24 protein-coding genes are annotated in these 20742 nt (G+C 61.3%); 16 read left to right on the top strand and 8 right to left on the bottom strand.

From position 1 onward, the window contains the following. Positions 1-60: 60 nt before the first annotated feature. On the top strand, positions 61-465 hold the full coding sequence (locus ACJ8J1_RS10540) for an Exc2 family lipoprotein (RefSeq protein ID WP_033641996.1): 405 nt from the start codon (positions 61-63) through the stop codon (positions 463-465). A 233-nt stretch (positions 466-698) separates the two neighbouring features. Further along, positions 699-1340 (top strand): DsbA family protein, encoded by a 642-nt coding sequence (locus ACJ8J1_RS10545; RefSeq protein WP_033641997.1) that lies wholly within the window; start codon positions 699-701, stop codon positions 1338-1340. A gap of 35 nt (positions 1341-1375) precedes the next feature. Here the strand turns inward: ACJ8J1_RS10545 and ACJ8J1_RS10550 are convergent, their stop codons facing one another. After that, positions 1376-2098: an acid phosphatase gene (locus ACJ8J1_RS10550; protein WP_033641998.1), complete on the bottom strand. Its 723-nt coding sequence runs from the start codon at positions 2096-2098 to the stop codon at positions 1376-1378. Between the two features lie 223 nt (positions 2099-2321). On the opposite strand from ACJ8J1_RS10550, the gene feaR reads away from it, so the two are divergent. Then, entirely contained in the window at positions 2322-3221 is a 900-nt protein-coding gene (feaR, locus tag ACJ8J1_RS10555; RefSeq protein ID WP_033644202.1) for a transcriptional regulator FeaR, read from the top strand. Positions 3222-3254: 33 nt separating this feature from the next. Here the strand turns inward: feaR and ACJ8J1_RS10560 are convergent, their stop codons facing one another. Together ACJ8J1_RS10560 and leuE are read right to left on the bottom strand one after the other, a co-directional pair. Continuing rightward, a complete protein-coding gene (locus ACJ8J1_RS10560; protein ID WP_016928934.1) occupies positions 3255-4754 on the bottom strand; it encodes an aldehyde dehydrogenase family protein in 1500 nt (499 codons plus the stop codon). 159 nt (positions 4755-4913) lie between these two features. Beyond that, positions 4914-5552 (bottom strand): leucine efflux protein LeuE, encoded by a 639-nt coding sequence (gene leuE, locus ACJ8J1_RS10565; RefSeq protein WP_033641999.1) that lies wholly within the window; start codon positions 5550-5552, stop codon positions 4914-4916. Between the two features lie 237 nt (positions 5553-5789). Here leuE and ada point away from each other — a divergent pair, with 237 nt between their 5' ends. Together ada and ACJ8J1_RS10575 are read left to right on the top strand one after the other, a co-directional pair. After that, positions 5790-6878, top strand: coding sequence for a bifunctional DNA-binding transcriptional regulator/O6-methylguanine-DNA methyltransferase Ada (gene ada / locus ACJ8J1_RS10570; protein ID WP_033642000.1), 1089 nt, complete (start codon positions 5790-5792; stop codon positions 6876-6878). Then, positions 6875-7588 carry a 2OG-Fe(II) oxygenase gene (locus ACJ8J1_RS10575; RefSeq protein WP_033642001.1) on the top strand — a complete coding sequence of 238 codons (714 nt, stop codon included), beginning with the start codon at positions 6875-6877 and terminating at the stop codon, positions 7586-7588. Before ada ends, ACJ8J1_RS10575 begins: the two co-directional genes overlap by 4 nt. Here ACJ8J1_RS10575 and tehB read toward each other — a convergent pair. Continuing rightward, positions 7583-8446, bottom strand: a complete 864-nt coding sequence (gene tehB / locus ACJ8J1_RS10580; protein ID WP_033642002.1) for an SAM-dependent methyltransferase TehB — start codon at positions 8444-8446, stop codon at positions 7583-7585. The genes ACJ8J1_RS10575 and tehB overlap by 6 nt on opposite strands. Positions 8447-8624: 178 nt before the next feature. On the opposite strand from tehB, the gene ACJ8J1_RS10585 reads away from it, so the two are divergent. Then, the gene (locus ACJ8J1_RS10585; protein ID WP_042783757.1) at positions 8625-9728 is read left to right on the top strand and encodes a DUF1615 domain-containing protein; all 1104 of its coding nucleotides are present in this window, start codon (positions 8625-8627) and stop codon (positions 9726-9728) included. 52 nt (positions 9729-9780) lie between these two features. On the opposite strand, the gene ACJ8J1_RS10590 is transcribed toward ACJ8J1_RS10585, so the two are convergent. Continuing rightward, positions 9781-11460 (bottom strand): alpha-keto acid decarboxylase family protein, encoded by a 1680-nt coding sequence (locus tag ACJ8J1_RS10590; protein WP_033642005.1) that lies wholly within the window; start codon positions 11458-11460, stop codon positions 9781-9783. Between the two features lie 671 nt (positions 11461-12131). On the opposite strand from ACJ8J1_RS10590, the gene ACJ8J1_RS10595 reads away from it, so the two are divergent. The 4 genes from ACJ8J1_RS10595 to ACJ8J1_RS10610 all read left to right on the top strand — a co-directional run bounded on the left by ACJ8J1_RS10595 (position 12132) and on the right by ACJ8J1_RS10610 (position 14288). After that, on the top strand, positions 12132-12560 hold the full coding sequence (locus ACJ8J1_RS10595) for a hypothetical protein (RefSeq protein ID WP_033642006.1): 429 nt from the start codon (positions 12132-12134) through the stop codon (positions 12558-12560). 207 nt (positions 12561-12767) lie between these two features. Next, positions 12768-13358 (top strand): lipid IV(A) palmitoyltransferase PagP, encoded by a 591-nt coding sequence (pagP, locus tag ACJ8J1_RS10600; protein WP_033642007.1) that lies wholly within the window; start codon positions 12768-12770, stop codon positions 13356-13358. Between the two features lie 126 nt (positions 13359-13484). Next, complete coding sequence (locus ACJ8J1_RS10605; protein ID WP_033642008.1) at positions 13485-13973, top strand: DUF2501 domain-containing protein; 489 nt, start codon at positions 13485-13487, stop codon at positions 13971-13973. A gap of 51 nt (positions 13974-14024) precedes the next feature. After that, entirely contained in the window at positions 14025-14288 is a 264-nt protein-coding gene (locus tag ACJ8J1_RS10610; RefSeq protein ID WP_019454261.1) for a putative hemolysin, read from the top strand. 35 nt (positions 14289-14323) lie between these two features. Here the strand turns inward: ACJ8J1_RS10610 and ACJ8J1_RS10615 are convergent, their stop codons facing one another. Both ACJ8J1_RS10615 and ACJ8J1_RS10620 read right to left on the bottom strand, forming a co-directional pair. Then, positions 14324-14941 (bottom strand): hypothetical protein, encoded by a 618-nt coding sequence (locus ACJ8J1_RS10615; RefSeq protein ID WP_033642009.1) that lies wholly within the window; start codon positions 14939-14941, stop codon positions 14324-14326. 106 nt (positions 14942-15047) lie between these two features. Beyond that, positions 15048-15737 (bottom strand): hypothetical protein, encoded by a 690-nt coding sequence (locus ACJ8J1_RS10620; protein WP_033642010.1) that lies wholly within the window; start codon positions 15735-15737, stop codon positions 15048-15050. Between the two features lie 138 nt (positions 15738-15875). Here ACJ8J1_RS10620 and ACJ8J1_RS10625 point away from each other — a divergent pair, with 138 nt between their 5' ends. Then, the gene (locus ACJ8J1_RS10625; RefSeq protein ID WP_033642011.1) at positions 15876-16658 is read left to right on the top strand and encodes a DeoR/GlpR family DNA-binding transcription regulator; all 783 of its coding nucleotides are present in this window, start codon (positions 15876-15878) and stop codon (positions 16656-16658) included. A gap of 2 nt (positions 16659-16660) precedes the next feature. Beyond that, positions 16661-17044, top strand: coding sequence for a VOC family protein (locus ACJ8J1_RS10630; RefSeq protein ID WP_033642012.1), 384 nt, complete (start codon positions 16661-16663; stop codon positions 17042-17044). Here the strand turns inward: ACJ8J1_RS10630 and ACJ8J1_RS10635 are convergent, their stop codons facing one another. Then, entirely contained in the window at positions 17045-17953 is a 909-nt protein-coding gene (locus tag ACJ8J1_RS10635; protein WP_033642013.1) for a LysR family transcriptional regulator, read from the bottom strand. It abuts the gene before it with no gap. Positions 17954-18078: 125 nt separating this feature from the next. On the opposite strand from ACJ8J1_RS10635, the gene ACJ8J1_RS10640 reads away from it, so the two are divergent. The 4 genes from ACJ8J1_RS10640 (at position 18079) to ACJ8J1_RS10655 (ending at position 20712) form a co-directional block, all read left to right on the top strand. Then, on the top strand, positions 18079-18960 hold the full coding sequence (locus ACJ8J1_RS10640; protein WP_033642014.1) for a pirin family protein: 882 nt from the start codon (positions 18079-18081) through the stop codon (positions 18958-18960). A gap of 116 nt (positions 18961-19076) precedes the next feature. Beyond that, positions 19077-19703, top strand: coding sequence for an isochorismate family cysteine hydrolase YcaC (gene ycaC, locus ACJ8J1_RS10645; RefSeq protein WP_004928476.1), 627 nt, complete (start codon positions 19077-19079; stop codon positions 19701-19703). A 151-nt stretch (positions 19704-19854) separates the two neighbouring features. Further along, positions 19855-20184: a hypothetical protein gene (locus ACJ8J1_RS10650; RefSeq protein WP_033642015.1), complete on the top strand. Its 330-nt coding sequence runs from the start codon at positions 19855-19857 to the stop codon at positions 20182-20184. A 75-nt stretch (positions 20185-20259) separates the two neighbouring features. Further along, complete coding sequence (locus tag ACJ8J1_RS10655; RefSeq protein WP_033642016.1) at positions 20260-20712, top strand: thiol-disulfide oxidoreductase DCC family protein; 453 nt, start codon at positions 20260-20262, stop codon at positions 20710-20712. Positions 20713-20742 lie beyond the last annotated feature (30 nt).

Consider the following 20742-nt stretch of genomic DNA (forward strand, 5'->3'; position numbering starts at 1 on the left):
GGGGCCGGCGCTATGCTCTTGGCGCTAAAGGAACCTTCCTCACTGACAGGGACAGACGACATGAAAAGACTGAAAAGCGCGGCGCTGTTGTTGCCGCTGTTGGCGCTCAGCGCCTGCACCCATCACCTCAGCAGCGCCGAGCTGCATGCCAAGCACTACATTTATCAAACCCGCGACGATTTCGATCCGCAATTCCGCACCGATGTGAACGGCAGTATTAAGAACGCCGTGCCGATGTTCGAACAGTTCTACCAGCTGGGGAAAAAGGATCGCGCGGCAGGCGTGGCGCGCAGCGAGGCGCAGAAAAAGGCCGACTATCTGGCCAGCCCGGAATTCCAGCAGAACATGGAACACAAAACCATTTTCATCAACCGCACTTACAGCGGCGCCGACAACCCTAAACGCCGCCAGGTGTTCTCGCAGGAAGCGGTAGGCGCGTACTGGGACGGTTACGAAGGGCGCTGAACATAATCCCTCACAAATATACCCGTCATACTTGAAGCTGCATCTGTGTTGACTGCGAGCGCTCACCCCAGTCACTTACTTGAGTAAGCTCCTGGGGACTCCCGCTCTTGCCGCCGTGATGCAACTCCAATTATTTAGGGTATAGAAGGTAATAAAAACTGGTCTTCTGGCGGTTATTTGATTATAAAAACCGCCGCTAAGGACGATGTTCATAGATGAAACCAGGAGTGTTTATGTTGGCAAAAGTTAAGCGTTCGTTCGCCGCCGCCGTCGTATTGATGTTGGCGCTGCCCGCGGTTCAGGCCGCGGATTACCGCGCGGGCGAGCAATATACCCGGCTGGATAAGCCGGTGGCCGCCGCGCCGGCGGTGGTGGAGTTCTTCTCCTTCTACTGCGGCCCTTGCTATCAGTTCGCCGAAACCTACCGCGTAGGCGGCACCGTGGCGCAGGCGCTGCCCGCCGGTGAGAAAGTCACCAAATATCACGTCAGCCTGATGGGCAAACTGGGCAATGAGCTGACCGAAGCCTGGGCGGTGGCGACGGTGCTGGGCGTGGAAGACAAGATTGAAGGGGCGATGTTCGACGCGGTGCAGAAACAGCGCGCCGTCAACAGCGCCGACGATATTCAGCGGGTGTTCACGGCGGCCGGCATCGATGCTGCCACCTATGAAAACGCGCGCCACAGCCTGCTGGTCAAAGGGTTGATCGCCAAGCAGAATGAAGCGGTGAAAGCGTTTGACGTGCGCGGCACCCCGTCGTTCTACGTGGCCGGCCAATACAAGATAGACAATGCCGGCATGGCCGCCACCAGTGTTGAAGGCTACGCCAAAGAGTACGCGGCGGTGGTGCGTTACCTGTTGGACAAACAGCCGTAAACCGGGCCGTTAGGGCCCGGTGTCAGCCGCCGGGTCTATTTCGCCGCGGGTAAATCCAGCGCCTGACGCAGCTCATCACGGGCTTGCCGATACTGCTGCTGGAAATCCTGCTGTTGCGAAAGCTGCTGGCTGATCACGCTGCCGGCGATGCGGCCCATCTCGATATCGGAAGGGTAGTGGATCCCCGCCACCACCCGGTTGTCGCCATATTGCCAGGCGCGCGTCATGATGGCGGCGCGCTTCTCCGGCACCATGTTGGCCAGGGTGATGCCCATCAGCGTGCCCAGCGTGGTGTGGCCGGAAGGCCAGGAGCCGGAGCTGGAGCGCTTGACGATCGGCTCGATGCGGCTGTCCAGCATATGCGGGCGCGGGCGCTTCCAGAAATCTTTCGCCGGATCGACCACCGCCGCTTCGGTCGCTACGATGCGATCGAAGAAAGCGCTCACGGCCGGCAACGCTTTGGCGTTGAACTTCGGCCCCATCACATTGCTGTACACCCAGACGTTCTCTTCCGCATCCGCCTTGGCCTGGCTGGCCATTTCCGGCGTGCGTTTTTGCTGCATGTCGAGGACTTCCCGCAGTTCGCGCTGGGTCTGCGCCGAGTCGTTGGCCGGCGGCGGCGGCAGGATGTGGGTCAGATCCACCTGCTGCGCGGTGGTGAACGGTTGGGCTTCCTCTGCCGCCTGCGCATGGAACGCGGCCAGGGCGCTGGTGGTAAACAAACACAGCGCTAAAACAGATTTTTGCAATGATTTCATCGGGTCATGTCCAGGGTGTCAACGTGAAGGGGGAGCAGCCTGTATCTTTGGCGAGGCCTGTGAAGATGAGATGACGATTTCGTGACGGATTGATGACGACACGCCGGGCGAACTGTGATCGCGGCGCCAAATCCCCCGCTCGCCATTGATTGTGTGTTAACGGATTGTTATGGTGATTTTCTGTTCAACGGCGCAGCGCCGCCGGCGTTTGAAGGGAGAGATCATGACGGCATTGGCAACGCTCCGCGACGCCGGCTTCGAAGAGTGGCTGGGCAAAATCAACACCGCCTGCGGCAGGTTCTGCGCGAAAACGCTGGGGCCGGGTTTCAGCGGGGCGATGCAGGAGTTCCGCGCCCATGCGCTGCGTCTGAGCGTGGTCGACGTGGCCCAGGCCCGGCTGTATCGCACGCCGCGTGAAATCGCCCGCAGCGACGGCGCGCACTTTTTTACCGTCTTCCAGCTGCGCGGCAGCGCGTTGATGGAGCAGGGCGATCGCCAAACGATGCTCTCTCCCGGCGACATGACGCTGATCGACGCCTCACAGCCCAGCAGCTTCACCTTCCAGCGCGATTCGCGCCAAATCTCTTTGCTACTGCCGCGCGGCTGCCTGCCGCTGCCGCCGCCCTGCGCGCAGCGTCTGGGGGCGGAGCTGAGCGCGGTGCGCCTTAGCCGCCAGCTGGTGCTGAGCAGCATGCAGGATCCTCAGCTCGCCGCGGCGGAAAGCGAGGCGGTGCTGAATGCGCTGGCGGCGCTGCTGCGCCCGGCTCTGGCGCTCGAACAGGCGCGGCCGGAAGGGCAGCACCCGGTCTTTGACAAGGCGCTGGCGCTGATCGACAGGCATATTCAGTCGGCGCAGCTGCGTCCTGAGTGGGTAGCGGCCGAGCTGGGGGTATCGTTACGCAGCCTGTATCGGCTGTTCGCCCGTCAGGGGCTGGTGGTGGCGCAGTACATCAGGAACCGCAGGCTGGATCTGTGCGCGCAGGCGCTGCGCAGCGCCGCCGGGCAGGAAAAGCTGGCCGGCATTGGTCTTGACTGGGGCTTCGCCGATCACAGCCATTTCTCGACCGCTTTCAAGCAGCGTTTCGGCATGTCGCCGAGCGAGTACCGTCGGCAGTATCAATAAGTCAGGGCGCGGGCCAGGCCCGCGCCGCTGCACTCAATAGCGGATGCAGACCGATTTCGACTCGGTGTAGGCATCCAGCCAATCCGGGCCGAAATCGCGGCCGCTGCCCGACTGTTTGAACCCGCCGAACGGCATGTTTGGGTCGATCAGCGTATGGGTGTTGACCCACACGGTGCCGGCCTGAATGCGCGGCGTCAGCGCCATCGCCTGCTGCAGGCTGGTGGTCCACAGGCTGGCGGTCAGCCCGAAGTCGGTGTCATTGGCCTTGCTCAGCGCCTCTTCGGCGCTCGCCACCCGGATCAGGTTGACCACCGGGCCGAACACTTCCTCGCGCGTCAGGTTCAGCCGATCGTCCGGGTTGATCACCAGCGTCGGCGGAATGTAGAAGCCGTTGGCGTCCGGCCCGGCCGCGCCGCCGATAAGCTCGGCGTTTTTCGCCCGGGCGTCGTCCAGGTAGGCCGCCACCTTGTTGCGGTGCGCGAGCGACACCAGCGGGTTGATTTGCGCGCCGGTATCCATCCCCGGCCCGACCGACAGCGATTTCACCGCCTGTTCGAATCCGGCCACCAGCCGATCATAAATCGGTGCTTCAATATAAATTCGCGAGCTGGCGGCGCACACCTGCCCTTGGTTGAGGAAACTGCCGAGCATCAGGCCTTCGATCACCTGCTGCGGATCGGCATCTTTCAGCACGATGGCCGGGTTTTTGCCGCCCAGCTCCAGCGTCACGCGGGTCAGGCGATCCGCCGCCGCGCGCGCGATGCTTTTGCCCACCGGCGTGGAGCCGGTAAAGCTGACTTTGGCGATCAGCGGATGTTCGGTCAGCGCCTTGCCGCACACGGTGCCGCGGCCGGTGACCACGTTGAACACGCCCGGCGGCACGCCGGCTTCGCTCGCCAGTTCGGCGATGCGCAGCAGGGTGAGCGGGGTGGTTTCCGACGGCTTGATGACGATGGAGCAGCCCGCCGCCAGCGCCGGCATCACTTTCCACATGCCGATCATCAGCGGGAAGTTCCAGGGCACGATGCCGGCGACCACGCCGATCGGCTCTTTGCGGGTATAAACCTGATATTTGGCGCCCGGCGGCATCGGAATGGAGACGTCCAGCGTCTGGCCGGTGATTTTGGTCGCCAGCCCGGCGGTGTAACGCATCCAGTTCAGGGTGCTGCCGACTTCGAAAGCGCGGGCGATGTTGATGGATTTGCCCTGCTCCAGGGTTTCGAGCTGCGCCAGCTCTTCGGCGTGCTGCTCCACCAGATCGGCGAAGCGCAGCAGGATGCGTTCGCGCTCTACCGGCAGACGCTGCGCCCAGACGCCTTCGCTGAAGGCTTTGTGGGCGGACTGCACCGCCAGCGCGACGTCGTGTTCGTTGGCGTCGGCGGTGGTGGCGATCTGCTGCCCATTGGCGGGGTTATACACCGCCAGGCGGCCTTCCGCAGCGGACGCGCGCCACTGGCCGTCGATATACAGCCCATGCTGACGATCGAGAAAACGCGACACGCTATCCAGCACGGCTACGGTATTGTCAGACATACATCCTCCGATCAGGCTCATCAGGTTATCGTTAACCCTGAGAGTCTAGATCAGCGGTAAAGCGGCGGCTTTGCTCTGCCTGACATTCGATTTGTCCTGCGTGTCATTTTGCCGTGACGGAACAGTAAACCGCGGCCGGCGGGCGCCGGCCGGGAAGGATTACGAACTCAGGGTTGCCAGACGGGTGGCGAAACCGAGGAACAGCAGGCCGATCAGGCCATTGCCGAGCTTCGCCAGGCCTTTCTTGTGGTTGAAGAAATGCGCCAGCATCGCGCCGGAGAAGATCAGCGTGCTCATGTAGATAAAGCTGACGGCTTCGAGGATCAGCGCCAGAATGGTGAACGACAGCCCGGTGTGCGCGTAGTTGAAATCGATGAACTGCACGAAGAACGACACGTAAAACAGAATAGCTTTCGGGTTGGTCAGGCTCAGCGTCAGCGATTTGCGCAGAATGCTGTTGCCGCCCTCAATCTGTTGCTGTTGCGCCTGCGCCTTCTGCACGAAGGTGGCGTAGAGGATTTTTGCGCCAAGGAACAGCAGGTAAATCGCGCCGAGAAAACGCACCAGAGTAAACAGGAACGGCGTGGTGCGGATCAGCGAAGCCACGCCGATATAGGCGCAAAAGATCAGGATCGCATCGCCGATAAACACGCCCAGCGCCGCGGTATAGCCGGCGCGCACGCCGCGCGATATGCCGGTTTTCAGCACGTACAGCGTATTCGGCCCCGGCAGAATGATGATGAAGACCACCCCGGCCAAATAGGTCCATAAATTCAGGACGCCAAAACTCTCTAACACAATAACCTCTCCATGCGCGCAACTAACAGGCAGAAACACTGGCCACGCCCGTGGCCGGCCGCGATCCTAACGCCGTGCAACCGGGTTGGCAACGTAATAAACTTCATGTTGTTGGTGAAAAATTGTCGAAAGATTGTTGAAAACGTCGGCGACGAATTAAAAAGCAAGAGTCGGCGTGTTTCGCCAACGGCCCGTCACTATGCTGGTTAACATCGAAACCGCAGTGAGGAACGGATGATGAAAAACGTAATCGACAGCGCCGATCCGCGCTGGCTGGCGATTGTCAGCCGCGACAAGCACGCCGACGGCCGCTTTATCTACGCGGTGAAAACCACCGGCGTGTATTGCTCGCCTTCCTGCCCGTCACGCCAACCGAATCGGCAAAACGTGGAGCTGTTTGACGACGCGGAGCAGGCGGAGGCGGCGGGCTATCGGCCCTGCAAACGCTGCCGGCAGGGGCTGACGCCGCTGACGGAACAGCATGCGCGGCAGATAGCTGAGGCCTGCCGCTATATCGAGCAGGCGGAAAAAGCGCCGTCGCTGCAGACGCTGGCGCGCCACGTCGGGTTGAGCCAATACCATTTCCACCGGCTGTTCAAAGCGATCACCGGCCTGACGCCGAAAGGCTACGCCGACGCGCAGCGCAGCCAACGCTTACGCGCCGGTCTTACGCAGCGCAGCCAACGCTTACGCGCCGGTCTTACGCAGCGGGAAACGGTGACCGACGCGATCTTCGACGCCGGTTATGGCGCCAACGGCCGCTTCTACCAGCAGGCCAACGCCGCGTTGGGCATGACGCCGAAGGCCTATCGGGCGGGCGGCAAAGGCATGCGCATCCATTTCGCCGTCGGGCGCTGTTCGCTGGGCGAGATCCTGGCGGCCCAGAGCGAGGTGGGCATCTGCGCCATTCTGCTGGGGGACGATGCGCAGCAGCTGGTGCAGGATCTGCAGGACAAATTCCCCAACGCCGAGCTGATCGGCGGCGACGCGCAGTATGAAGCGCTGATGGCGCAGGTGGTGGGCCTGATTGAAGCGCCGGAGAACGGGTTGGCGCTGCCGCTGGATATTCGTGGCACCGCGTTTCAACAGCGGGTCTGGCGGGCGCTGCAGGCGATACCGGTCGGCGAAACCGTCAGCTATGCCGATATCGCTCGGCGCATTGGGGCGCCCAAAGCGGTGCGCGCGGTAGCCGGCGCCTGCGCCGCCAACATGCTGGCGGTGGCGATCCCCTGCCACCGGGTGGTGCGCAACGACGGCGCCTTGTCCGGCTATCGCTGGGGCGTCGAGCGCAAGAAAGCCTTGCTGGAAAAAGAGGCGCAGCGATGAGCGGCGCGCTGGCGGCGCGGCTGGCCGAATTGGACTGGGCGGCAATTGAACGTGAACTCGATGCGCAGGGCTGCGCGCGGCTGCCCGGCGTGTTCAGCCATGACCTGTGCCGCGAGCTGGCGGCGCTCTACCCGCAGGATGCGCACTTCCGCAGCCGCATCGTGATGGCGAAGCACGGTTTTGGCCGCGGCGAATACCGCTATTTCGCCTATCCGTTGCCGCCGCCGGTGGCCGAAGCGCGCGGCCTGATGTATGCGCGGCTGGCGCCGGTGGCCAACCGCTGGAACGCCTTATTGGGCCTGACGGCGCGCTATCCCGCCGAACATGAGGTTTACCTGGCCGAATGCCACCGGGCCGGCCAACGGCGACCGACGCCGCTGCTGTTGCGCTACGAAACGGGGGATTACAACTGCCTGCATCAGGATCTGTACGGCGAGCGGGTATTTCCGCTGCAGGTGGCGTTTTTGCTCTCCGCCCCCGAACGGGATTTCACCGGCGGCGAATTCGTGCTGACCGAACAGCGGCCGCGGATGCAGAGCCGGCCGGAGGTGGTGCCGCTGCAGCAGGGCGATGCAGTAGTGTTCGCCGTGCATCACCGGCCGGTAGCGGGAGTGAAAGGCTACTATCGGGTCAATCTGCGCCACGGCGTCAGCCGGATACGCACCGGCCAACGCCACACGCTGGGGGTAATCTTTCACGACGCGCTATAGCTTGCGCGCCAGCAGGGTGGCGAAGCGCAGCGAGATGCGGTTGCCGGCGGCGTCGGTTTTGTGCAGTTGGCCGACGTCTTCGTTGTATTTGAGGATCTCCCAGTCGCGATAATAATGCTTCAGCTCACCCGGGCTGAAGGTGAACGGGAACGGCAGCGGGCAGGGATAATCCTCGGTATCCATCGCCGCCACGATCAGGTTATGGCCGCCGCGCACGGTGCTGTCCTGCATGTCTTGCACGATATGCGGGATCTGCTGCCGTTCGAGGAACATCAAGACCACGGTGGACAGGATAAAGTCGTATTCGCCGCTGAAGCGGTGGGTGTTGAGATCCTGCACCCCGGCGCTCAGGCGGGTTAATTGCTCGGCGTCGACGATCTGGTTGAGGCGGGCTATCGACGGCGCATGCTTGTCCCAGGCGGTGACATCGAAACCTTTCAGATTGAGGTAGAGCGAATTGCGCCCGCCGCCGCAGCCCAGATCCAGCGCCTTGCCCGGCGCGATGCGCGCCGCCGCCTCAACCACTTCGGAGTGAGTGCGCGTCAGTTCGTATTTCTTGTGGTAGTAATCTTCCGGCGTGCAGTAAAACGCCAGCCGGCAGGTCATGTCGTCCGAAAAGGAAACGATGCGATGCCACTGTTGGGGGGCGATAAACGGCGGCTGGCTTTCAGGGCTGAACTGCCAGGTCTCGGTGGTGGCGCCGTCTTCGGTCATCATGGCGAACGTCAGGCTGCCGCTCAGCACGGTGAGCTTCGCCCAGGTGCCGCTCTGGGTGTTGTGGCGCTGACGAAAGGCTTCCGGCAGCGTTTCGCTGTTCCATTCCGGCAGGGTTTTATAGCAAAGCAACTGCTGCTCCATAGGGGGCTCCTCTGGCTGGGCAAGCAAAGTGATTTATATGATGTATATAAAATACATCTTTATCGATCGTTTGAACATAGCAGCCTGAAGGAAAGGCGCGGGGAGATCTTTATACTGGATTGTGCGCGGCGGCTGGGCTAATTTCAGTGCTGTTCATGTCATCACGTTCAGGGAAAAGATGCCGATACGCCGTTTATGCCACCCGAAGCCCCTCCGTTTGCTGAGCCTGGCCGCGCTGCTGGCGCTGGCGGGCTGTACCAGCAAAACCACCACCACCTCGCCGGCGGCGCGCCCCGCCGACGTCAAAGCGCGACTGATGACGCTGATCCCGGCCAATGCCGGCGATCGTCAGGGTTGGGCCACCGATATCACCGCCGCGTTTGCCGCGCAGGGCATCGAGCCGAGCGATGAGAACCTGTGCTCGGTGCTGGCGGTGACCGAACAAGAGTCGACGTTCCAGGCTAACCCGCAGGTGCCGGGGCTGCCGAAGATCGCCTGGAAAGAGATCGACCGCCGCGCCGATCAGATGCACATCCCTAACTTTTTGGTGCATACCGCGTTGAAGATCTCGTCGTCGAACGGCCAGAGCTACAGCGAGCGCCTGGATAAGGTGCGCACCGAAAAGGATCTGAGCGATATCTTCGATGACATGATCGACCGCGTGCCGATGGGGCAGAAGCTGTTCGGTCATTTGAACCCGGTTCATACCGGAGGCCCGATGCAGGTGAGCGTCGCCTTCGCCGAGGCGCATGCCAAAGGGTATCCTTATCCGGTTGACGGTTCGATTCGGCGCGAAGTCTTCAGCCGACGCGGCGGCATGTACTTCGGCATTATGCATTTGCTGGGGTACCCGGCCGACTATAGCCGGCCAATCTACCGCTTCGCCGACTTCAACGCCGGCTGGTATGCCAGCCGCAACGCGGCGTTCCAAAACGCGGTCAGCCGGGCGAGCGCCATTCCGCTGGCGCTGGACGGCGATCTGATCGACTTTGGCAGCGACAAGCCCGGCTCCACCGAGCTGGCGGTGCGCACGCTCGGCAAGCGCCTGAACATGAGCGACAGCGCCATTCGCCGGGCGCTGGAGAAAGGCGACACGGCCGGCTTTGCCGATACCGACCTGTATAAGAAGGTCTATGCGCTGGCGGGCGGCAAGCTGCCGCGCGAGATGCTGCCGGGCATCCAACTGGAAAGCCCGAAAATCACCCGTAAGTTGACTACCGCCTGGTTCGCCAAGCGGGTGGATGAACGCCGCCAGCGCTGCATGGCGCGCGCCGGCGGTTAACCCTAAAGAAAACGCCGCCGGTGGCCTGAGTCACCGGCGGCGCGATCGCGCATCAGGCGCTGCGGCGCGGGTTGGTCAGGCCGAAGTTAAAGCTGTTGCAACGGTTGCAGAACTCTTTCATCACCGGCGGCGTGTCCATCATCGGCACTTTCACCTCGATAAACGCCAGCCTATCCTGCCGCGAGGCGTGTTCCAGGGCCATTTCCAGCTGTTGCGTGGTTTCCACCGCCACGCTGAACGGCTGCGATCGAGTATTCAGCACCGCCGGCAGTTTGGCGTAGTCCCACGGGCTGATGTCGTTGTAGGACGAGCTTTCGCCGAGGATATAGCGTTCGATGGTGTAGCCGTCGTTATTGATCAGGAAGATGATCGGCTTTTGCTCGCAGCGCAGCAGGGTGGACACTTCCTGCGCGGTCAACTGGAAAGAGCCGTCGCCGATGAACAGCAGGTGGCGGCGTTCAGGGGCCGCCATCAGAGTGCCGAGCAGCGCCGGCAGGGTATAGCCGATTGAGCCCCAAATCGGTTGGTTGACCACCTTGACGCCGTCCGGCATGCGCATGCCGCCGATGGCCGCGCCGGAGGTGCCGTTTTCCACCACCACCACGTCATCCGCCCGGATGAAGCGTTGGATGCGCCGCCACAGATAGGCCTGGTCGATAGGCGCGTCGCTCGGCGTCGCCAGCTTCTCATGTGGGCTGGCCAACGGCGCCAGGGGCTGCGCCGGCGCGTCTTCGCTCAGATCCAACAGCGCCTGCAGCAGATCCGCCGTCGACACCGCCGGGTAGGAGGTGTTGTCCAGCTTCATTGAGAACGGTTGGATGTCCACCTGAGCGGCGGCGGGAATGTGCTGGGAGAAATAGCCGGTGGTGGAATCCACCAAACGCACGCCGAAGCTCAGCACGCAGTCCGAGTGGGCCATGTGTTCATACAGTTCGGGGCGCGACAGATTGCCGCTGTAGCCGCCCATCCAACCGGCGGTGTTTTCCGGGATAATGCATTTGGCGGTGGGCATATTGGTCAGCGGAATGGCGAAGCGGTGAGCGACCGCGATGACCAACTGCTGCAACTGGTAGCGATCCACCATTTGATCGACCAACATGATTGGGCGCTGGGCGCGTTTGATTTTGGTTAACAGCGCCATCGCCGCTAATTGCACATTGTATTTATCGCTGGCCGGTAATTGCGGTGCCGTCGCCGCCGCGGCGATTTCAATTTCCACATCGCAAATATCCGACGGCAGCTGTAAATACACCGGTTTCTTCTCTATCCAGGCGCGGGAAATAACGCGTGGGATTTCTTGTGCGGCATTTTCCGGTGTAATCAAGGCTTGCGCAACGGTGAATTGTTTAAAGCAGTTCATGACGTTGTCGAAATTGCCATCGCCCAGGGTATGGTGCAAGAGCTGGTGATTTTTCATCGCATGCAGCGGCGGCGTGCCGGCGATGCAGATAACCGGCGAAGATTCGGCATAGGCCCCGGCGATGCCGGACAGCGCGGCCAGATCGCCGACGCCGTAGGTGACGATCAGCGCGCCGGCGCCTTTCATGCGGGCGTAACCGTCGGCGGCGTAGGAGGCGTTCAATTCATTGCAGTTGCCGACAAACGCCAGCCGCTCGTCGTTTTCCAGCAGCTCCAGCAGGCTGAGGTTATAGTCGCCGGGCACGCCGTAAATACGATCGACGTTCAGGGCGTGAAGCTGTTGCAGAATGAATGACCCGATAGTTATTTTCATTGATTGCTCCGAATTATTTATCTTTATTTTGTCAGGCGAAAATCAGCAAAAATAAATTGCTGGCGATGTTGTGTCGTTAGCATTAACAGTTATTTAAAGTGTCGGCTTGTTCAAGACAGACGTGGCAGCCGTTGAATAGGCGGTTTGTATTCGGCGCTTTACGCGATTGAATAATGTATAAATAGTGTGGTTATTATGCAGGTGGACAGTGCGGTATTTTTCCCTGGCGGTATATCGACAGAAAAATGGCGGCGTATTGGCATTTATCATGATGCAGGGCGAAGCATCCGGTACTTTTGAGGTCGCGTTAAATCCCATCGGGTGGCGTAACGCTCTTTTGCTGGTAAAGAAAGGCAGAAGCCGGCGCAAAGAGGCATTTTGGTGATCCGCCGCACGCTTATTTCATGAAACCATCGCGCAACCAATCAAAAACAAAAAATTAACAATGTCGCTTTTTTATTCGCGTCGTGTTGTCAGTTTTACTTTACGGGGCTGCAATGCGCGCCGCCTCGGGCCGGCGTAAACAAGCGTCGTTACGGGCGCTAATATAACGTGGCGACCATCACATTCCGTGGAGCCGATACGTAAACTTTTCTCTACGTGCGCCTGGATGGCGTATACCTACCAAAGGGCCTGCGTCCCAGCGGGGCTCGTCTGAGGGGGAAATAGCCATGAAAAGCTATCGACGTGTGCTGGTGCTGATCCACGACGAGCGTGATGGGTTGCCGTTGCTGCGCCAAACGGCGGCGATGGTGCATGGGCTGCCTGTCGCCATCACCGTCGGCCACCTGAACGCCGACTATGCCGAGCTGGAGTACGGCAGCGATGCGTTAATCAAGGATCGCCAGGCGCAGGAGGTGATCGCCGCCAAGGCGATGCTGAGCCGGCTGGTGCGCGCCGTCGATGCGCCGGTGGCGGTGAAGCAGATCGTTACCATTCGCCGCTTTAAGGACGTGAGCGATTTTATTCACCAGGCCGGCATCGATTTGGTGGTGGTCGGGCACCAAAACCGCCTGTTTGGCCTTTATTCCTCGTATTCTCTGGCGTTCGTGAACCGCCTCGATGTCGATGTGTTGGTCAAGCACCTGGCCCGCGAGTAGCGAACGACAAAGCGGACTTTTCCCACGGTTTTGCCGTCCGAAAGGCGCTAACATGCAGATGTCGGTGCAACCCGTTATAAACCAATGCGAATTTTCCGATGCTAAGCTTAACCAAGGCGAAACGGGCGTTGGATAAATTGGATACAGCTTGATCTTGCCTGGGCTATCGGTAAAAATCTTCGGCCGTATTTTTACAGGAGCTTTACCATGTTTCTCAAACGGACTCTGTTGGCATGTTCTCTGGCGTTGATATTTCCTGCACTGCCTTCTTACGCTGAGGTTAGTACAGAAAGTGGCAATACCGCGCAGGCCGAAAAACCGGGTCTATGGCAGCGCTTTACCCATAACGTGTCGGAGACCTGGAACAATTCGCCGAACCACGATCTCTATATTCCGGCCATCACCTGGCATAACCGTTGGACTTACGATGACGAACATATCGATAAGTACAACGAGCGCCCGTGGGGCGCCGGTTACGGCATCTCCCGCTACGACAGCGATGGTGACTGGCACGGCATCTACATCATGGCGTTCAAGGATTCCTTCAACAAGTGGGAGCCGATCGGCGGCTACGCCTACGAGAAGATCTGGCGTCCGTTGGATGACAAGGATTTCCGCCTGGGGCTGGGTTTCACCGCCAGCGTCACCGCGCGCGATAACTGGAAATATATCCCTATCCCGGCGCCGCTGCCGCTGGCTTCTATCGGCTATCAGCGGCTGACGTTCCAGGCGACCTACATTCCCGGCACCTATAACAACGGCAACGTGTTCTTCGCCTGGCTGCGCTGGCAGTTCTAAACTTCCTGAATTCCGAAAAACGGCGCGGCGGCGAGATAAAAGGAACTTGTCGCCGCAGGCGGCGTCGGAGAGGTATCCCGGCGCGCTGCGCCGATTGCATGCCGTTCTTACAGGAGTTTTATCACTATGATCACCAAACATCGTTTACTGCTGGCTTTGGCGCTGTCCGCGACCCTGGCCAGCGGCGCCACCCAGGCCGCCGGTCTGATGGATTCTCTCAGCAGCGCGGCGGGCGAACTGAGCAAGTCTGGCGGCGAAAGCGGCGGCGGCATGTCGCTCTCCTCGTTGACCGGCCTGCTGAACGGCGGCGACAAGGCGTTAAGCTCCAGCAGCATGACCAACGCCGCCGGCATCCTGCAGTACTGTGTGAAAAACAACGTGCTGTCGGCTAACGGCGCCGAAGGGGTGAAAGATCAGTTGCTCAGCAAACTGGGCATCACCAGCACTGAAAACGCCAAGAGCCAGGATTATCAGCAGGGCCTGGGCGGCTTGCTGCAGACCGGTGAAGGCAAGAGCCTGGATCTCAACAGCCTGGGCACCTCGCAGATCACCGAGAAGGTGAAGCAAAAAGCCTGCGATCTGGTGCTGAAACAGGGCAAATCCTTTATTTCATGATCAACCCACGGCGGAGCGTTCCGCCGTGGGTATTTTGCATAAGCTGGAAAAATGAAAAAAACGTTGATGCTTTCCCTGCTGGCAGGGATGACGATGTTGCAGGGGTGTTCCGTGAAATCCAACGATGCGCCGCCACCGCCGCAGGTGAAACCGATCGGCATGGCGAACCCGGCCGACGTGTATTGCACCAAAATCGGCGGCAAGCTGAACGCCAAAGAAAACGCGGCGGGCCAGTATTCGACCTGTACGCTGCCGAATGGGCAGGAAATTGAAAGTTGGGAGCTGTTCCGCCGCGATCACCCGGTGAAAAAGTAACCTCTGCGGCGCCGGCGACTCTGCCCGGTGCCCGATCAGAATTGCCGATCGCCTATCGACTGCAGCTGCAGGCTGCCGTCCTTTTGCAGCGATAACGGTATGCGCCAATCGCTCCGTTTATCCAGGTTGAACGGCCTGGAGCGGAACATGCAGCCGGTCTTGATGTTCTTGATTTTCATCACGTGTTCCGCATCCGCATTCATTTTAACCTCGAAGCTGCCGGCGGCCGGAATAAAGACTTCCGCCAGCTGCTGCGGCGCGGCGGGCGTTTCCATTTTGACCAACACCGCGAAATCGTTGCCTTGATTGTCCAGCGTCAGCCGATGCAGGCCGGTTGCGGGCAGGCCGGTCGGCTGATGCAGATAGCCGGCTGACGCGGGCCAGGGTTGCCCGGCATTATCGTGCAGCGGCCCGCCGCATTGCTCACGTGCTTCGCGCTGCGGCATTTCGCGCTTGATGGCGCGGTTGTAATCGGTGGGGGCGGCGAGGCTGAATTCGTCGTCATACTGGTGGGTGAGCAGATAGCGCTTGACGCCGAGCACCCCGAGGGCGACCAGCATGAAGAACAGAAATACCCTCAGGCGATTTTTAAAAATCAGCCCAAACAGCTTCCCGGGTAATTGAAACAGCCACCTTGCGATCGTCAATAACATCGTTTTCCCTTTACGCCCAAGCCGTTACGTCTGCGGTAACTTCGCTTGCCTCAGTATAGCCAAAGCGTTGCCACCGGGCGGCATGCGCCATGAAATTCCTGTTTTTTTATCCTAAACCTTCTTCCAACAGCAACAGCAGCAAGAAGCCGGCAAAGAACATCGCGGCGGCGAACGGGGTTTCCTTTCCGCCTTCATGCGCTTCGACCAGCAGCTCTTCGGTCACCAGGTAGAGCAGGGCGATCAGGCCAAAGGCCAGAAAGGCGGTCAGCCAAAATGCGCCCAGCATGGCCACCGGCGCCCCCAGCAGGCCGCCGATGGGCAACAGCAGCGCCAGGCCGACTATCGCCGCCATGACGCGCAGCCGCCTGCCGAGAAAGTCTTGCAAATCGCCGACGATCGACAATCCCAGGAACAGCACTTCCAGCGTTAACGCCAGCGTCAACAGCAGGCCGGCTTTGGCGCCGGCCGCGAAGGCAATGCCCAGCACCAGCCCATCGATAAAGATATCGACGCCGACCGCGGCGATAAAACCGACCGGCCCCTGCGCTTTTTCGCCCAGCCGCCGAACCAGCAACATTAACAGCACCCCCACAGCGCCGCCCAGCAACACGGCCACAGGCGACTGCTGTTTGAGATCGGGCAAGATTTCGGTGGCGGCGGCGGCGAACACGATGCCAGCGGTAAAGTGATGGATGACGCGCATCGCGGCGTCGCCGGGGCGGCGATAGAGCGCCACCGCTGCGCCGACGACGGTGGCTGCGGCGGGAAACAGCGTATAAAGCACGGCGGAAGTCATCGCGTCATAATCCCTTATCTGTGATGTCACTTTCAGTCTAGACGAGCGCCGCCGCTTGAGTGTTGCCAAAAAAGTGTTTGTTCGATTATGTACGTTTGTGTACATTTATGATCACTTTAGCATCACCGGATTGACATGATGTCCAAACTGTTACCGAATGAGCGCCATCAGGCCATTCTCGACACGCTCCGCCAACAGGGGCGAGTGCTGGCTCTGGAGATGGCGCAGCGGCTGAATACCACCGAAGCGACCATCCGCCGCGATCTGCGTCAGCTGGCGGCGCAAAATCTGTGCAAACGCATCTATGGCGGTGCGCTGGCGCCGACGCCGGCCGAAGGCCCCGTTGCGGCGCGCATTGCCCTCAGCGGTGATGAGAAGCTGGCGCTGGCGCAGACCGCGCTGGGGGTGATCGGCGAAGAACAGCTGATCTTCCTCGATGCCGGCAGCACCCACCTGTATCTGGCGGATCTGTTGCCGCGCGATCGGCGTTTGACGGTGGTAACCAATGCGTTGAGCATCGCCGGCAAAATGCTGGAACGGCCGGGGATCCGCACCATCCTGATCGGCGGCGAACTGGATGCGCAGGTCGGCGGCTGCGTGGACGCCAAGGCGGCGGAAGAGATCGACGGATTTCATTTCGATCTGGTGTTCACCGGCATTTGCGCCTACGACCCGGCCGGCGGCTTCTCCGCGTTGAGTTACCAGGACGCCACGTTCAAAAAGCGGTTGCTGACGCGCGCCGGCAGCGTGGCGGTGCTGTGCACCCGCGACAAACTCAATACCTACGCCCCTTACCCCTTCCTGCCCGCCGGGCGGGTGGATCATCTGGTGACGGCGCGCGGTGCGCACCCGCAGCTTGAGCAGCAGGTGGCGCAGGGCGGCGGCCAGATCTGGCACAGCGATTTATCGACCGGAGAATGATGATGAAAATAGCCCATGTTGCCCTGTGGACCCGTGACATCGACGCGCAGCTGGCGTTCTGGCAGCGCTATTTCAACGGTGAAGCGGGGGAGGAGTACGTCAGCCGCAATCGGCCGGGGTTCGTTTCCCGCTTCGTCAGCCTGGCGGCCGGGCCGACGCTGGAGATCATGCGCGTGCCGACGTTGCTGCCGGCGCAGGCGCAGGAGGAGCGGGTGGGCTGGGCGCACATCGCGCTGTCGCTGGGGGATGAGCGGCAGGTCGATCGGTTGGCGCAGCGCGCACGGCAGGAGGGCATCTTGCTGTCCGCACCGCGCTGGACCGGCGACGGCTTCTACGAGGCGGTCATTCGCGATCCGGACGGCAACGCGATCGAAATCACCGCCTGATTACTCTTCTTCAATGCTGGCGAACTGCTCACCCAGATAGTCGAGCAGCAGCCGCACCGCCGGCAGCAGGCCGCGGCGCGACGGGTAGACCGCGTGCACCACGCCGCCCTGCGGCTGCCAGCCAGGCAACAGTTGCACCAGCTCGCCGCGCAGCATGTCGTCGCGCATCATCATCGCCGGCAGTTGTACGATGCCGGCGCCGGCGATGGCGGCGGTGCGCAGCATCAGCATGTCGTCGGTGACCAGCCGCGGCGAGTGCTCCCACTCCACCCGTTCACCCTGTGGGCCGGTCAGCCGCCATTGGTGCTGAGCGCGCGCCGGGCCGAGATCGAGCGTCGGGTATTTACGCAGGTCTTCCGGCGTTTGCGCCGGCCCGAGGGTGCGCACCAGCGCCGGGCTGGCGGCGACGCACCAGGTGCGCTGCGCGAGGATCTTCAGCACCAGATCGCTGTCCTCCAGCGGCGGCGGCCGCACGCGGATCGCCAGATCCAACCCTTCCCCCACCACGTCCACCCGGCGGTTGGTGGCCTCCAGATGCACCGTCACCTTGGGATAATCGGCCATAAAGGCTGCCACCATGCTGCCGACGCGAGTGTGCAGGATCGCCACCGGGCAGGACATGCGCACCGTGCCGCAGGGCTCGGCGCGCGTCTGTTCGATCGCCTGCTGCGCGGCTTCCGCTTCCACCAGCATCGCCTTGCAGTGCGCGTAATAGGTTTGGCCGAGTTCGGTCACCGAGAAGCGCCGCGTCGAGCGCTGGATCAGGCGCACGCCCAGCCGCTCTTCCAGCAGCGCCACGCGGCGGCTGAGTTTGGATTTGGGAATGCCCAGCGCCCGGCCGGCGGGGGCGAATCCCTGGTGATCGACCACGCTGGCGAAGAAAAACAGGTCGTTCAGATCGGTCAGCATTGCATCCCTTATCGTTCTACCAGTAGAACGCTGAGTGTACATCTTGCCTACTACTGCAGCAAACCCCGGCGGATTAAACTTCTGACATCAACTTAAGGCCGTGAGGTCTGAAACGGGAGTTCAAGATGAAAAAAATCCTCGGTATTCACAACAGCCCGGAAGCACATTGGGTCGGTAACGGTTTCCTGGTGAATTCGCTGTTCTCTTATAACGATTTGGGAGCGGAAATGAGCCCGTTCCTGCTGCTGGATCACGCAGCGCCAACCAAATTCCGCTCCGCCTCCGGCACCCGTGGCGTGGGTCAGCACCCGCATCGCGGGTTTGAAACGGTGACCATCGTCTATCAGGGCGAAGTGGAACACCGCGACTCGACCGGCAGCGGCGGGGTGATTGGCCCCGGCGACGTCCAGTGGATGACCGCCGCCTCCGGCATTCTGCACGAAGAGTTCCATTCACGGGACTTCTCGCGCAAGGGCGGCACCATGGAAATGGTGCAGCTGTGGGTCAACCTGCCGGCCAAGGACAAAATGGCCGAGCCGGGCTATCAGACGCTGCTGAACGCCGATATTCCGGTGGTTCCTCTGGCGGACGGCGCAGGGCAGGTGCGGGTGATCGCCGGTGACTTTGGCGGGCACGCCGGCCCGGCGCGCACCTTCAGCCCGCTTAACGTGTGGGACATGAAGCTGAATGCCGGCCATACCACCACGCTGACGGTGAAAGAAGGCCATACGCTGGCGCTGGTGATGCTGCACGGCGCGATCCTGGTTAACGGTAAAGACGTGGTGCGCGAAACCCAAATGGTGCGTTTCGACCGGGCGGGGGATTCGATCACCATCGAAGCCAACAACGACGTCGCGCTGTTGGTGCTGAGCGGCGAACCGATCGATGAGCCTATCGTCGGCTACGGCCCGTTCGTCATGAACAGCGACGCGGAAATCCAGCAGGCGTTCCGCGATTTCAACAGCGGCAAGTTCGGCAGCATGAACGCCGAAGCGAGCGCCGGTTGAACCTTGGCGCCTGGGGCGGACCGTGTTCCCCGGCTCAGGCGCTACACTTAAACCTCAACGCCCCTCCCTGCGGCGGGGCGTTTCATCCGCAACATCAACCCCACAGGAGTAAAACCATGACTGCAAATTACAAGCGCCTCGACAAAGACCAGGCCGCCGTATTGCTGGTGGATCATCAGGCAGGGCTGCTTTCGCTGGTGCGTGATATCGATCCCGATCGGTTTAAAAACAACGTGCTGGCGCTGGGTGATTTAGCGAAGTACTTCAACCTGCCGACCATTCTTACCACCAGTTTCGAAAACGGCCCCAACGGCCCGCTGGTGCCGGAACTGAAAGCCCAATTCCCCGATGCTCCCTTCATTCCTCGCCCTGGCCAGATCAACGCCTGGGACAACGACGATTTCGTCAAGGCGGTAAAAGCCACCGGCCGCAAGCAGCTGATCATCGCCGGCGTAGTGACCGAAGTGTGCGTGGCATTCCCGGCGCTGTCGGCGCTCAATGAAGGTTTCGAGGTCTTTGTGGTGACCGACGCCTCCGGCACCTTCAATGAGCTGACGCGTCAGTCGGCCTGGAGCCGCATGGAGGCCGCCGGCGCGCAGCTGATGACCTGGTTCGGCGTCGCCTGCGAGCTGCACCGCGACTGGCGCAACGACATCGAAGGCCTGGGCACGCTGTTCTCCAACCATATCCCGGACTACCGCAATCTGATGACCAGCTACAACACGCTGACGAACGGCAAGTAACGCGACGGCCCTTTACCCAACCTTTTGCCTCTCATCACGTTAAGCGCGTGTAAGCAAAGCGCAGCGGGGCGAAAAGGTAGCGAAAAGCGGCTTTCTCATGTGCCGGGGGCGGGGTAGCGTAATCCCGAACCCGGCAAATGAGGCTAACTCAATGAAACAAGTAATCAAGATCCTGGCGCTGCCCTGCATGGGCATGGCGCTGTTGTTCAGCGCGAGCGCGATGTCTGCCCCCGAGGCGCCTGCGGCCAAAGCGTTGCCGCCTGTGGCGGATGAACCGATGCGCATGCCGCCTTTCCCGGGCGGGCACCCGCCCAAGCCGGGGTTCTGCCGCGGCGGCGAGCTGTTCTGCGCCACCTCGGCCAGCGACAATCCGGTGGAAACCATCAACAAACTGACGGCGGTGATCCCGGCGGGCAGCGCCAAACATTACGAAGTGCGCGTCGCGGTGGTGGCGGTGCCTGACGCACCGCCCGGGCCTTAACACGCCCCGTCATCCCGCTCTGGCTTGGGCGCACCAGGCGCGTTAGGCTAAGGCGAGCATTTTTCGGGAGGCGGGATGACCCCTTTATCACAGCTGCCTTATCTGCAGCCCGGCGATCGCGCGTTGTTGTTCGACGGCGAATGCAACCTGTGTCATGGGCTGGTGAGATACCTTGTTCGCGCCGATCGGCAGCGGCGCATTCTGTTGGCGACGGTGCAATCCGTCGAAGGGCAGGCGATCCTGCAGGCGCTGGGATTGCCGACCGACCGTTTCGATTCCGTGGTCTATGTGGAACAGGGGCGCTGTTGGCTGCGTTCGGCGGCGTTGTTTCGGGCGCTGCGCCAAGTGGGATGGCCGTACCGCGCGCTGGCGCTGGCGCGTTGCTTGCCGCCGCGACTGGCGGACAAGATCTACGATGCGGTCGCCGGCAATCGCTACCGGCTGTTTGGCCGCAACGACGGCAGCGGCCTGCCGGGTGCCGACCAGCCCGGGCGCTATCTGCCTCGGCGGCGGGAGCCGCCGGCCTGAGCTTTACGCTTCTTTACCATCCAACCGCTT

Source organism: Serratia sp. CY37869, assembly GCF_052168895.1.
In the GTDB taxonomy this organism is placed as follows: domain Bacteria; phylum Pseudomonadota; class Gammaproteobacteria; order Enterobacterales; family Enterobacteriaceae; genus Serratia; species Serratia ureilytica.

Coding starts and splice junctions, on each gene's coding strand:
- ACJ8J1_RS10540 (WP_033641996.1), top strand. CDS start 61: ATGAAAAGACTGAAAAGCGCGGCGCTGTTGTTGCCGCTGTTGGCGCTC.
- ACJ8J1_RS10545 (WP_033641997.1), top strand. CDS start 699: ATGTTGGCAAAAGTTAAGCGTTCGTTCGCCGCCGCCGTCGTATTGATG.
- ACJ8J1_RS10550 (WP_033641998.1), bottom strand. CDS start 2,098: ATGAAATCATTGCAAAAATCTGTTTTAGCGCTGTGTTTGTTTACCACC.
- feaR (WP_033644202.1), top strand. CDS start 2,322: ATGACGGCATTGGCAACGCTCCGCGACGCCGGCTTCGAAGAGTGGCTG.
- ACJ8J1_RS10560 (WP_016928934.1), bottom strand. CDS start 4,754: ATGTCTGACAATACCGTAGCCGTGCTGGATAGCGTGTCGCGTTTTCTC.
- ada (WP_033642000.1), top strand. CDS start 5,790: ATGAAAAACGTAATCGACAGCGCCGATCCGCGCTGGCTGGCGATTGTC.
- ACJ8J1_RS10575 (WP_033642001.1), top strand. CDS start 6,875: ATGAGCGGCGCGCTGGCGGCGCGGCTGGCCGAATTGGACTGGGCGGCA.
- tehB (WP_033642002.1), bottom strand. CDS start 8,446: ATGGAGCAGCAGTTGCTTTGCTATAAAACCCTGCCGGAATGGAACAGC.
- ACJ8J1_RS10585 (WP_042783757.1), top strand. CDS start 8,625: ATGCCGATACGCCGTTTATGCCACCCGAAGCCCCTCCGTTTGCTGAGC.
- ACJ8J1_RS10590 (WP_033642005.1), bottom strand. CDS start 11,460: ATGAAAATAACTATCGGGTCATTCATTCTGCAACAGCTTCACGCCCTG.
- ACJ8J1_RS10595 (WP_033642006.1), top strand. CDS start 12,132: ATGAAAAGCTATCGACGTGTGCTGGTGCTGATCCACGACGAGCGTGAT.
- pagP (WP_033642007.1), top strand. CDS start 12,768: ATGTTTCTCAAACGGACTCTGTTGGCATGTTCTCTGGCGTTGATATTT.
- ACJ8J1_RS10605 (WP_033642008.1), top strand. CDS start 13,485: ATGATCACCAAACATCGTTTACTGCTGGCTTTGGCGCTGTCCGCGACC.
- ACJ8J1_RS10610 (WP_019454261.1), top strand. CDS start 14,025: ATGAAAAAAACGTTGATGCTTTCCCTGCTGGCAGGGATGACGATGTTG.
- ACJ8J1_RS10615 (WP_033642009.1), bottom strand. CDS start 14,941: ATGTTATTGACGATCGCAAGGTGGCTGTTTCAATTACCCGGGAAGCTG.
- ACJ8J1_RS10620 (WP_033642010.1), bottom strand. CDS start 15,737: ATGACTTCCGCCGTGCTTTATACGCTGTTTCCCGCCGCAGCCACCGTC.
- ACJ8J1_RS10625 (WP_033642011.1), top strand. CDS start 15,876: ATGTCCAAACTGTTACCGAATGAGCGCCATCAGGCCATTCTCGACACG.
- ACJ8J1_RS10630 (WP_033642012.1), top strand. CDS start 16,661: ATGAAAATAGCCCATGTTGCCCTGTGGACCCGTGACATCGACGCGCAG.
- ACJ8J1_RS10635 (WP_033642013.1), bottom strand. CDS start 17,953: ATGCTGACCGATCTGAACGACCTGTTTTTCTTCGCCAGCGTGGTCGAT.
- ACJ8J1_RS10640 (WP_033642014.1), top strand. CDS start 18,079: ATGAAAAAAATCCTCGGTATTCACAACAGCCCGGAAGCACATTGGGTC.
- ycaC (WP_004928476.1), top strand. CDS start 19,077: ATGACTGCAAATTACAAGCGCCTCGACAAAGACCAGGCCGCCGTATTG.
- ACJ8J1_RS10650 (WP_033642015.1), top strand. CDS start 19,855: ATGAAACAAGTAATCAAGATCCTGGCGCTGCCCTGCATGGGCATGGCG.
- ACJ8J1_RS10655 (WP_033642016.1), top strand. CDS start 20,260: ATGACCCCTTTATCACAGCTGCCTTATCTGCAGCCCGGCGATCGCGCG.